The sequence below is a fragment of the Halopenitus malekzadehii genome, from assembly GCF_900108505.1.
Taxonomy (GTDB): Archaea; Halobacteriota; Halobacteria; order Halobacteriales; family Haloferacaceae; genus Halopenitus; species Halopenitus malekzadehii.
Genome location: NZ_FNWU01000005.1, coordinates 143,002 through 154,913 on the forward strand (window position 1 = coordinate 143,002; position 11,912 = coordinate 154,913).

Genomic DNA, 11,912 nt, shown 5'->3' on the forward strand with positions numbered 1-11,912 from the left:
TGCTGAGTCACGGTTACAGGGTCTCACACAGCGATTCTATGTTGATGATGGCGAACATCAAGACGATCTCACGGAACTGCCGATACCAGCTCAGCGCTCGCACGGTGTCGCCGAGCGAGCGCTTGGTTGTCGAGTAGGATGTTTCGGCCATCCAGCGCTGAGCGTAGCCGTTTGCTCGGTTGAGTACGTTGTTTGCAGCTGCTTTGGCCGACGAGCCACGGTAGTGAACAAGGTACTCAACGTCGTGTGCGGCGATTTCGTACTCGGTGTGCCAGTCTTGGAAGCCGTTGTCGGCGGCGACGGACTGCAGGTCGTCCGCGTTTCGGCGGACGACCTGCGGTCCCGTCTTCGTGTCGTGCTGCCACCGCGCTGTGATGTGAACGTCAAGAACGGCAAGCGATTCCACATCAGTCAAGGTCGTCACTTTTAGCGTCTGTATCGTCCGTCCTGCCCGCTGGCGAAAGTACGAGGAGGCACGCCGTCGGTCGAAGAACGTGCTGTCGAGAGCAGCGTGGCCGGACTGCGGGTGCTGTTGGGCGGAAACGCGCAGCAGCGCCCGCCACACCCACATTTTCAACCGATCAAACAATTTGTAAAGCGTGGTATGATCGGGGAGATCGTCCCGATCAAGGCCGAGAGCGTCACGCACCTCAGCCATGTACTTCAACCGATTCGGCGTTTCACGGTAGCTGTAGCCCTCTTCGAGCCGAAAACAGTGCAAAACCACGTGGACCCAGCGGGCGAACCCGCCGCTGGCGGGCTCGCCCGCGTGCTTTCCCAACGCTTGTTTAGCTAGGTGACGACACTGTTCGATGAAGTCGAGGATGTCGATTTCCATGGCAGGTTCGATCTCCTCGGCTTCATCCTTCTAAACCGTGATGTCGGCAGATACGATCGCTATTCAACAGAGCAGCTCCTTCCTCTATCCAAGATCGAAAGGTGGATGTCAGACAACCATAAGGTATCACGTGTGATGGATGAGCAGTCAGAGCTTCTCGCGCATCTTCGTTCGATTCGCTCAGCACTTATTGCTGTAGCAGTATCAGTTCTCGCAACTGGTTTAATAATCAGCGGAGACCCCATTAGCGACCGCTTTCTTTATCGTTAGCATTATCGCCTGTCTGTACGCTTTTGTTCCACTTTTTATACAACGGTAATATATAGAACTGAATCGATACAACAGTACTGTTTTCCCATCCCTTTTACAAATTCGACTAATGACGGCGCAGAACTCCTCGGAGACTGAAGACCGGAAAGACGACCACCTTCAAATTGTACAGGAACGGGACGTTGAAACGACTGGTACGGGTTTCGATGATGTCCGTCTCGTTCATAACGCGCTTCCGGAACTCGATTACGACGCGATCGACCCTTCTATCGAGTTCCTGAGTCACAACCTCTCTGCCCCGATTTTCATCGAGAGTATGACTGGTGGGCACCACAACACGACGGAGATTAATCGGGCACTGGCCCAGGCCGCCAGCGAGACCGGTATCGCTATGGGTCTCGGTAGCCAGCGAGCAGGCCTCGAACTCAACGACGAACGCGTCCTTGAATCGTATACTGTCGCCCGCGATGCTGCGCCCGATGCGTTCATCTACGGGAATCTCGGGGCTGCACAGCTTCGAGAGTATGACATCGAAATGGTCGAGCGGGCAGTCGAGATGATCGATGCCGACGCGCTCGCGGTCCACCTGAACTTTCTCCAGGAAGCCACTCAACCTGAAGGAGATGTCGATGGGCGGAACTGTTTAGCTGCGATCAAACGAGTGACTGAGGCACTCTCGGTGCCGATTATCGTCAAGGAAACGGGCAACGGGATCTCCGGGGAGACTGCCCGAGAGCTGACTGCGGCAGGCGTTGATGTGATCGATGTCGCTGGAAAAGGCGGGACGACGTGGTCCGGAATCGAGGCCTACCGAGCAGCGGCCGCGAACGCGCCGCGACAGAAACGAATCGGCACTCTGTTTCGAGAGTGGGGAATTCCGACCGCTGCAAGTACAATTGAGTGTGTTGCCGAACACGACTGCGTAATTGCGAGTGGTGGTGTCCGAACGGGATTGGACGTGGCAAAAGCGATTGCCTTGGGAGCCAACGCCGGCGGGTTGGCGAAGCCGTTCCTGAAACCAGCCACTGACGGGTCGGACGCTGTCATCAAGCGAATTGAGGACCTGATCGCCGAACTACAGACAGCAATGTTCGTCACCGGCTCAGGTTCGATCGACGATCTCCAGCAGGTGGAATACGTGTTGCAAGGAGAAACACGCGAGTACGTGGAACAACGAACCAGTAGCGAGTGCCGTGTTGAATAGCGATCCCTGAGCGGGGGTGAGGCCATTCGAATTCTGAGACCACCGCTGTGAACGCCTAACGGTGATGGTCCGATTTCAACTATCTACGAGGATACCGCTATTCAACACAACAGCTCCTTCCAAGGACAGAGATGCACTGTCTGAGAAATTCCCGTGGCCACTATTTTTCTGTTTGATCCCGTACCGCTGGATATGAGCCATACGTGTGAGGACTGTGGCGACACATTCGAGACGCTTACCCAACTTCGTCTCCACGACTGTTCGCCATCCAGTACGTCCGCCTCTCCAACCGACGATCCAGTGAACAGCGAGCAGTTGGATTCCCTTCTTGCTGACGTGGAAAACGATGACTTCGACGCGCTTCATCAAGCGATGGCGACGTACGAAACGAGACAGGCCACTGCCCACGAGCAAGACAACACTGACTGGTATCAAGAAGTCTCACGTACCTATCGAGAGCCACTCGTCACTGCATTGGATGACGCGACACGGGCAAATGGGTGGGAATTTCTCGCTGAATTCATTGACGCGTACCACCCAACCACTGCGCAAGACTTCCCGCACGTGACGACGATTATCCAGAATGTCACTGGACGGTATCTTATCCGAACGCGAGTGAGCGACGCTGTCGAGGCAATTCCAGTCGAGGCGCTCGAATACTTCGAAGCGATTCTCGATGATGTCGAAGCGGAGTACGGGTACATCAAGGAAGGACTCCATCCCTACGGGTGGGGGATTGGCCATCCCGAGCATTCGGTCGCTGACCGGGTTCACGACCACGCCGCAGCGGATATTTTCGTCGTGAATCCGATGCTCGAACACGCCTTCTACGCCGACCAGCATACGGCTATGGATCTGCTGGAACGGATCCTGAAAGATGACGCAATCCAGCACACGATCCGGCATCCAAGCGGTGAAATCACCGAAGTACGCCACTTGCTGGACGCCCCAGCTGGCGCAGCGAGTGATTTTTGGCCGACGATCCCTCGCTACTGGGAGTGGAACGAAGAGTTAGAGTATGACTTCGAACTAGCCGACGATGTTGCGCAGCGGATTCGAGCCCTCGTCCGCGAACACGGCATCGATGAGGATCTCCCTGAAGACTGGGAAATTACTGACCTGACCCTGTAGCAGTCCAGCCACAGATCCTAGACGCACGCGAACTACTACACACTGGTACTGCACGTTGACATCCTCACCCGCTTGCAGGCGGGGTGAATCCCGAGCGTTGGGATATTAGGGTTTGCAGTCTGCCTGCTCTTTGGGTGGAACGCACCCGTAGTTGTATCGAACAGGTAGACTCCTGGCCGTGCCAAGCAACCGTTACTCATATCCCCGGTTGGGAGAGTTTGAGTTATCTTTCGGCGAATATTCACCGCACCGTTCACATCTGCGTTCATCGTCGTTGCACACGAGTTACAGACGTACAGCCCACGCTCGACGCGGTTAGCGTCTCAAATCTGTCCACAACAGGAGCAGGTTTTCGAGGTGTTTTCCTCGTCCACACGGTCAACCAGTATCCCATATGCTTCGGCTTTGTATTCCAGCAGGCGCGTGAAGCGGTCGAACTCCCACCCGTGAAGTTTCTTGTTTCCACGCTGGCCCCAGTCTCGTGAGTCGCCGTCATCGTCCTCTCGAATATCACTCAAGTCGCCCACGGCTATCGTGCCGATTTCTTCCTCGATACATCGTTCAACGATGTGTTTCGAGAGGGTGTGCAGGAAGTGGTCTTTCCGGCGCGAGAGTTTCCGGCGGGCACGACGCGCCCGCTTTGATGGGCCGTTCTCACCCTCTATCTGGTATTCGTCGCGGGTGAAGTAGTGCTTGTCCTGTTTCAGCCGGTTGCCGGGGTACAACTCGCTTGGGCCGTCCTCGTAGTCGATAGCGAGGTAGTTGCTGATACCGAGGTCGATTCCGGCAGTGTTGTCGCCGGGCGCGTCTTCGACGGGAATTACTGTCTCACAGACGAGATGCAGCTCCCAACGGTCGCCGGTCCAGACTGCCCGGACCTGCTGGATGTTCTCAACGGTCACATCCGGTCGTGTCTCATACTCTACGAGAATGAAGTCTGAGCGCCCGTCTTTGAGGTTCCAGCCTTTCGAGAGACGGAGTTGGCCGTGTTTGTCGTCGTGTTTGATGCCGTTCTGTTTCCACGTCACAGTTGAGCGTGGGTGTCGGTCGCCGCGTTTCCGGTACCCCGGCGGCTTGTTGGTAATCGCGGGGTTCGATCGCAACGGCAGTCGACAGATGGAAATCGCTGTAGGCGCGCGCTGTATCTTCAAGCGTTTCAACAGTCGCGTCCGATTCGTGAAGTGTCGCTTGGTCCCTACTGTTGACCTGCGCCCACGTTCGCAGGGCCTTGTAATGATGCGCTTGTGCTCGATATTCCGCAACGCGATCATCCCACTCAGCATACGGTACTGACTCAGGAGCGTTCTCCAAGAGCAGCGTGCCGTCCTCGAACACAATACGCATACTTTGTGTCGATTAACTGTAACCTTATGGGTTCGTACGGACGCTAAACCCTACCAGAGTACTGTTGAGCGGGGTCATTGACTGCTTTGCGGTCAACGTGTTTCGCTGAGTTGTGCAAACGCCGGGAGAAAATAGTTAGCACGATCTGTTGACCTTTCCACTCATCTGACACCCGCCCACTCACACCCCTTGTTTCGTACGTTTCTACCCGAGCAAGGATGGTCAAGAGATTAGCGAAGTGTTGTAGATTCCGTGAATCCATTCGGGATATTTAAATATAGTATTGATCTTATGATAGTTATGGATAAATTCGATCCATAGGGCCTCTACAGCCTATTCACAGATAAATATTGCCTTTACAGTAAACTTTATAAATAAATAATATACTAGTGATATAATAAATAATAGTAGTTAGGTAGAAGGAAGGGTATTAACCTTAGCGTGAAGGAGAACGCGGGCAAGCAGTCTGATAGGTGGTCAGACAATGCTTGACCGCGTAGTTGAGAAAGCACGCGAACAAGAAGTGTGAGGATACTCCGACGGAACAGCGCGTTGAGGCAGCGTTCCTGTATCACGCCGGTCTCTCGTATCGTCGCGTCCAGCGGGTAGTCAGGGAGTCATACGAGGCTGTGCGCCAGTAGTATCATCGATTGGCGTATCTGTTTGATCCCGATTTGACTACCATTCGACGGTTGCAATCGACGAGACCAAACTAAACTTCGAAGATACCGAGGTCTACGTCTGGGCTGTAGTCAATGTGGATAGCTTCGAGGTTATCCACATCGAGGTGCCTCTTGACCGATCTGACCTCGACACACTGTTGTTCCTCAAGCGAGTACTGAAGGGCTGTCGTGGCGATCCTGTTGTACTCGTGGAGCGCAGACAGTGGTACAATTGGGCGCTTGAGGACCTCGATCTCTGTGAGCCACGTCGAGAAACGTAGGGAATGGTCTCTAGTCGAAGCCTGGTTCGGCCTGCTGGAATACCGAACCAGGCTCTTCTACAACCGGTTCTCCCACTATAGCTCCTAGAAATCGGTAGAGCGCTGGGTCAAAGCCTTCGCAGCCTTCCGCAATGCAATCCTCTAACCTTGACACCCTTGTCTACTCCCACCGATAACACAGAAACGAACGAAATGAGGGGTGGGGGTCCTTACGGTACTGCCAGTCTACCCCCACCGATAACACAGAAACGAACGAAATGAGGGGTGGGGGTGTCCCAAGGATATAATATTAATACCTACTTCGCTCCTCTACTCAAACCTAAAATACACAAAAAGAAAGTCATCTCTCAAACCGTAATGGAACACTTGATTGAATAGCACACTCATATATTCCCCTAATTCGTATCTACCACAAGTGATGATATTCAACACAAGACAACCATTTCGAGATGAGTATACTCCCGACGAGATTGTAGCACATAACGAAACGATCTCTGAGCTAGTGAATATTTTTCAAGAGTACATAGATGGTTTTCAAGCCCCGTCTCTCTTGATTTATGGTGACTACGGAACAGGGAAGCGAACAGTCGTACAACATTTTTTATCAATATTTGAGAACGAGATTGATAGAGACATTGAAATTCTGACGGTCAATTGCAACAAAGACACCTCGTTATATCAAATATTCGTTGAACTTGCTAGCAGAATTTGTGAAGAAGATTACCCTAGTGGTACACATCAGGATAAGTTAGAAAAGGTAATTCTACGACGAATGGATGATCCATCTACTGTTTGGTATATTATATTAGAAAATCTTGAAAAATTCAATGAATGTGAAATACCATTCGAAGAGATACAGCAGTCAATTTCAACGTACGGAGCAGACCGGACAGAATGTGGAGTAATCGGAATTAGTAATGAGTCTGCTCTCGTTGAGTCTATTTCAATGGATGTACTCCAGCGGCCAGATATGAACATACTGGAAACCACTCCATATGATGCCCCTCAATTACAGGAAATTTTGAATCTTCATGCGGACGAAGCGTTCAGGGAAAATGCACTTGCTGATGCAGTAATACCGAAATGTGCGGCAATTATATCTCAGGAAACAGGGAGTGCAAGAGATGCACTTCAATTGCTTGAGTTGGCCGGGTACGTAGCGTATCGAAACGATGAGTCAAGAGTGACATTAGCTCATTTGGATACAGCGACAAAATCTCGTGACGCTCTCAACACATATTACACATTTAAGCAGGATCTCACGCCGAAAGAACAATTGATCTGTGTTATTATCGCCGTTCACAATAAAATGGATGAAAAGCCAATCTCTACTGACGAATTATATGATAAGTACGATAGAGAATGTCAGTCGTTTAATCTTGATAATATCTCAAAGCGAAGGGTCCAACAACTCATCGCTAATCTACGAGAAAAAGGAGTTGTACGCACACAAGAACACAATATCGGCCGTGCAGGCGGAACTTGGTCATCGCATGAAGTCGCAATACCGCCTCATGAGATCTTTCAACCTGCCGTAGCAACCACTGGCCGATTTGTTAGATACCTTCGTAACAACAATATCTCGGTTGATCCCTTAGCGATTCCAAACCCTGAAGTAAACATCCAAACATTCGTTTCAGATAGCTGGTCATAACCTGTGCCCCTGTAGTTACGAGGAAACTCTGGAGATGGTTGAGTGCAGGAGCGACAGGTGAACCGGCAAGGAAGTGTTTAGCCCAGGTGTACGCGCTATCGCTGGATTGAGTGAGTGACGCTACTGGTTATCGTCCTTGCTACCATCTGACTTTGAGTCTGTGTCTGTTGACATCCTGCTCGTCGGCAAAGGCTACGACGACCAGAAAATCAGACGTGCCCGTCAATACGAGATTCGCCCACTGATCAAGTATCGTGAGTTCACATCGCTTCACTAGGTTTGTCCAACCTGACTGTTTGGCATTTCTACAAACGAAATGAGGGGTGAGCGATGATTCAGGCGCCCGAATAAGTCGTACGAAAGACAATATGAGAGAGATTGAGGCCATCGTAAGGCGGCGGTATAGTGTCTGAACGTACAGTAATTCGCTGTTTGAAGAATGTGAATTGGAGAATCGCTCTTGTGATGTAGATTGTTGGTAGAGCCGAGCACGGAAAGCACTCTTACTGAAGTCGCAACGCTTAGCAAGAGAACACCGTGTCCCTATACGCGGTCAGGTGACCGTGTACACCCTGTGGGTGACTTTCCGACTTTATACGGGGATCAAGGAGAACCAGTATATATGCGTCACAAATGGTTGTTCAAGTACCGGGAACCAGGTTTTCGAGGCCGACCCCACGGGGTCGCACGCGAATGTATGCAATTGTCTCGATGTATGTACACCCCCAGCGGTGAGAGCGGAATTGCGTATATAGATCGAGTGGCAGTCCACCGGGATCATCCTGCCACCCGACCAAGCACTGTTGAGCCGTTTATAAGGAAACTGCGTTCGGTCACCTTAGGACCACGTCAACTCCCCCACCGTATGGACAACGGTACATAAATGACTGACAGAACTACACTCAGACTAAGTGACGAACGGAAGCGCAAACTTGACCGGGCTAGTGAGATTGTCGCTGGCGGACCAGATGATGATCCACCGATGAGCGATGTCATCGACGCAGCACTGACGCACCTCATCGAGAGTGAAGATAATATTCAGAAGGTTCGTGACCGGTATCCGCCGCAGGAAATCAAGGATTGCTGTAACACATCCGTACTTGGACTACGGTATCGGACCAGTATTGAGTCGAAATGGCGATAATCAGTAGTTCACTTCACCAGCTCCGGTTCTCTGATTGATTTGACTATCCTGTCCAAGCGATTCCAGCGCTGATGAGTTCAGCGGCGATAGCTTTTTGACCTTTTGCTACAAATATGTAGCAAGACGATGCCCCATCAGCCAACTGTCTCCGAAGAAACCGAATTCGAGGGTCTTCCCCGACGGCTTCTGGACCAGGATGCGGTTCTTATTGGACGCGTTACTGGCGACGGTAAGTTCGCTGGATTAGCTGCTTACTACATTCACGGCCAGGGAAGCATCTTGATCGGTCACTATGAGAGCCAGGAACTCAAACCGGAGTACACGATTGAGTGTGAGAGCCGGTTGATGTCTGCCTGTGTTCGAGAATTTAGTACCGCCGACGTAGAGACTGAACTCTCGACCGTGGGAAAAGCGCTCCTACAGGCGTGGCACTTTGGCGATCTGACGCCGCTTAGTCACAAACAAGCCCATGTATACGCGCTTCGGGAGAAAGCGGAGTTCAGCCGTGATGAAACGGCTGCAATCCTCAACATCTCCCCGAGTACTGTCGATACGCATCTTCAGCGGGCGAAAGAGAAACTGACCGCGGCAGAGAACTTGGTTCAGTTCGTCTATGTCGATGCTGATGAACTCGCTGAGGTTCATCCAGACTTCTTTGATGAGGCAGGGGTCAGTGACGAGGCGAGTTCCTCAAGCGACATTACGCCCCTCTCATAAGATACGAGGAGACGCTGAATGAGTCGCTTTCCATCGCCAACACTCGCGGATCGAATAGATAATCGGATTCAGGAACTGGATGACGGATTTGTTCGCCTTGGAGACGAAGACACACCATTCACGCTTCGAGAGGGTGGCGATCCGCTAGAGCAAGCTCAACAGCTCCATAGCGAACGTGAAGAATCGGAACGGGAACGAGATGAAGAGTCGAACGAGCCAGTCACTAGAGCCCTGTCGGAGTGGCGGGAAAATATGATGGAGCTCGATTTCCCGTTCGTAGATACTATTCCGATTGACGAACAGCGTCGTCGTGCAAACCGGGTTGCCGAGCTGGCTACCGAGGAAGGTTACGTTGACAGCGTCACCCGTGATGTTACATTTGAAGACGAGACCGTGCGCGGGAAGTACTGGCGTGGGGTCAACTTAATCGAGATCGGGACAGACTCAGACGACTTTCCAGGGTTCCGCACGGGAATTGTGCTTGCACACGAAGTGGGTCACGCATTCTATGATGCGTGGAGTCCGGATAGTGGAATCGAAGAGCACCCTCGGCTCTTCCGAATGCCGGATGAAAAAGAACAGGCTAGGAGACTCTCGGAGCGACTTTATGGCCCGATGATTGAAACGGATGGACCGTTCGTTGATTATCGGAAAGGCAGTGACGAGGAACTTGCTGCTGCCGTGTTCGCGTCTCGAATCATTGAACCGATGGCTGCTCAACGAATTGCGCCAGATGCAGTCCGACGGTTGGAAAATATCTTTGGAGACCTGTCAAAAAATTTGTTTTAGGTTCTACGTACCCTTTATCTCGAAAATTTCGAATCTTGCACCACCGTTGATCCCGTCTTGTACTCGTATTCGCCATCCGTGCGCCGCGACGATTTGCGCCACACTTGCCATCCCGAAGCCAGTACCACTCTCTTTCGTCGTAAATCCTGGCACGAACACATCGGTTCGCTCGTTCTCTGGAATTCCCGGCCCGTTATCCTCTACATAAAATCCTGGCTCGTCATCTAGTCGTCCCACGCGGACTAGAATGTCCTCTTCGCCGTGTTCCAGCGAGTTCCCTAACAGATTCTCCAGCAATCTCTTTAATGCTAATTCGTCCGCGTACACGTCCGGTATTTCATCGGCTATCTTAATCGACGCGTCTCCAACGTCCAGCGTCTGCCACACTTCCTTCGTCAATTTCCCAACGTCAACGTATTCCTCGTCACTCACTAACTCTCCAGTCTGCATTACATCCGCCACGTCCCCAATCAATTCCTCTACTCTGTCAAGCGCCTCTTGTGCATCTTCCAGATGAGTGACTTCGCTAGTCTCTTGGGTTAACTCAATCCGCCCTTGGATCACGTCGAGTGGTGTCTGCAAGTCATGGGATAGCAACTGTCCGAACCCTTGCATCATTTCGACCCACTCTTCATGCCGTTCCTGTATTTCGCGCTCTTCGGTCACATCCTGCTGGAAGCCAACGAAGTAGTCTGGTTCGCCGTCTTCGTCGAAGATCGGTGCGATGCTGACGCGGTTCCAGAACATCTCGCCGTCCTTGCGATAGTTGCGCAACTCGATAGTGACCGGTTCCGCATTGTTGATCGCCTCGCGCATCTCAGCTACGGGTGGCTCTCGCGTCTCTTCTCCTTGTAAGAACCGGCAGTCCTGCCCGATAATCTCTTCACGGGGATAGCCAGTTAAATCGACAAATCCGCCATTCGCGTAGATAAGTGGGTTATCTGCCCCGTCAGTGTCCCCAATGGTGATGCCAATCGGCGCTGCGTCCATCGCCTGTTCCTTCAACGACAGCTCCTCACGCACCTGCTTCGTCTCGGAAATATCGGAGATCGTACAGACTAGGGCGTCATCTTTTGTGTAGGAGAGACGATGATCAACAGTAACCAAGCTACTGTCCTTCCTAACGTAGACAGTACGTCCCGTCCATTCGTCGTCCCGCGCTTCAGGTAACATTTCCTCGTGAACTCGTTCTACCTCGTCGTCCGGGTACAGAGTCTCCCAGTGCTCACCGATCAGTTCCTTACGATCATACCCAGTGATGTCGGCGTACGCATCGTTGATGTAGATGAATCGTCCGTTGTTATCGAGAAGACTGATGCCGTCATGTGCCGTTTCAATAGCGCGGAATCCCCGTGCGACCTGTCGCTCGGCGCGGTGACGTGCTACTGCCTGTTCGATTCGGTTAGCTAGAACTTCATACTGCTCCGTACTGCCACCTTTTTGTAAGTATTCCGTCACACCTTTGGAGATGGCCTCGCTGGCGATCTCCTCACTTCCCTTTCCAGTAAACAGAACGAACGGCAAGTCTGGGAATTCATTTCGCACTTCGTCGAGTACGGCCAGTCCGTCTAAATGAGGCATCTCGTAGTCGCTGACAACACAATCCACGTTAGCCTCTTCTATATATTCAAGCCCATCTCGTGGATCGTTTACCGTTTCCACTTCAAAGTAGTCGCGTTCGCGTTCGAGAAACGTCGCTACAAGATCAGAAAAGCTCTGGTCGTCTTCTATGTGGAGTATTCGTACTCCTTCGCCGACATCAGCGATCAAACTTTCCTCGTCAATATAGTAGACGTTAGAAATAGTTGCTCACTTTTGGGATAGAAATTTGGTCAAGAGCGGTATCGATTGCCGTTGTAAGTTCGTCGAGTGAATCGA

8 protein-coding genes and 3 pseudogenes are annotated in these 11,912 nt (G+C 51.8%); 7 read left to right on the forward strand and 4 right to left on the reverse strand.

Annotated elements, in window-relative coordinates:
* Positions 1 to 13 precede the first annotated feature (13 nt).
* Complete coding sequence (locus BLW38_RS10280) at positions 14 to 838, reverse strand: IS5 family transposase (RefSeq protein ID WP_092817156.1); 825 nt, start codon at positions 836 to 838, stop codon at positions 14 to 16.
* Between the two features lie 379 nt (positions 839 to 1,217).
* Here BLW38_RS10280 and fni point away from each other — a divergent pair, with 379 nt between their 5' ends.
* Positions 1,218 to 2,312, forward strand: coding sequence for a type 2 isopentenyl-diphosphate Delta-isomerase (gene fni / locus BLW38_RS10285; RefSeq protein WP_092734930.1), 1,095 nt, complete (start codon positions 1,218 to 1,220; stop codon positions 2,310 to 2,312).
* 300 nt (positions 2,313 to 2,612) lie between these two features.
* Positions 2,613 to 3,443, forward strand: a complete 831-nt coding sequence (locus BLW38_RS10290; RefSeq protein ID WP_218143051.1) for a hypothetical protein — start codon at positions 2,613 to 2,615, stop codon at positions 3,441 to 3,443.
* A 105-nt stretch (positions 3,444 to 3,548) separates the two neighbouring features.
* Here the strand turns inward: BLW38_RS10290 and BLW38_RS10295 are convergent.
* Both BLW38_RS10295 and BLW38_RS16840 read right to left on the reverse strand, forming a co-directional pair.
* A pseudogene (locus BLW38_RS10295) lies at positions 3,549 to 4,522 on the reverse strand (RNA-guided endonuclease InsQ/TnpB family protein); the annotation flags it as partial.
* A pseudogene (locus tag BLW38_RS16840) lies at positions 4,512 to 4,787 on the reverse strand (ATP-dependent helicase); the annotation flags it as partial. The pseudogenes BLW38_RS10295 and BLW38_RS16840, both read right to left, overlap by 11 nt.
* Positions 4,788 to 6,148: 1,361 nt before the next feature.
* Between BLW38_RS16840 and BLW38_RS10300 the strand changes: the two are divergent.
* The 5 genes and pseudogenes from BLW38_RS10300 to BLW38_RS10315 all read left to right on the forward strand — a co-directional run bounded on the left by BLW38_RS10300 (position 6,149) and on the right by BLW38_RS10315 (position 10,034).
* Positions 6,149 to 7,384 (forward strand): Cdc6/Cdc18 family protein, encoded by a 1,236-nt coding sequence (locus tag BLW38_RS10300; RefSeq protein WP_092817158.1) that lies wholly within the window; start codon positions 6,149 to 6,151, stop codon positions 7,382 to 7,384.
* 166 nt (positions 7,385 to 7,550) lie between these two features.
* Positions 7,551 to 7,658, forward strand: a pseudogene (locus tag BLW38_RS15885) (IS5/IS1182 family transposase); the annotation flags it as partial.
* A 609-nt stretch (positions 7,659 to 8,267) separates the two neighbouring features.
* On the forward strand, positions 8,268 to 8,528 hold the full coding sequence (locus BLW38_RS16845; protein WP_092817159.1) for a DUF7386 family protein: 261 nt from the start codon (positions 8,268 to 8,270) through the stop codon (positions 8,526 to 8,528).
* A 126-nt stretch (positions 8,529 to 8,654) separates the two neighbouring features.
* Positions 8,655 to 9,245 (forward strand): RNA polymerase sigma factor, encoded by a 591-nt coding sequence (locus BLW38_RS10310; protein ID WP_143040858.1) that lies wholly within the window; start codon positions 8,655 to 8,657, stop codon positions 9,243 to 9,245.
* A gap of 18 nt (positions 9,246 to 9,263) precedes the next feature.
* Positions 9,264 to 10,034, forward strand: coding sequence for a hypothetical protein (locus BLW38_RS10315; protein WP_143040859.1), 771 nt, complete (start codon positions 9,264 to 9,266; stop codon positions 10,032 to 10,034).
* 3 nt (positions 10,035 to 10,037) lie between these two features.
* Here BLW38_RS10315 and BLW38_RS10320 read toward each other — a convergent pair whose 3' ends face one another.
* A complete protein-coding gene (locus tag BLW38_RS10320; protein ID WP_245710157.1) occupies positions 10,038 to 11,804 on the reverse strand; it encodes a PAS domain-containing protein in 1,767 nt (588 codons plus the stop codon).
* Positions 11,805 to 11,912: the final 108 nt, after the last annotated feature.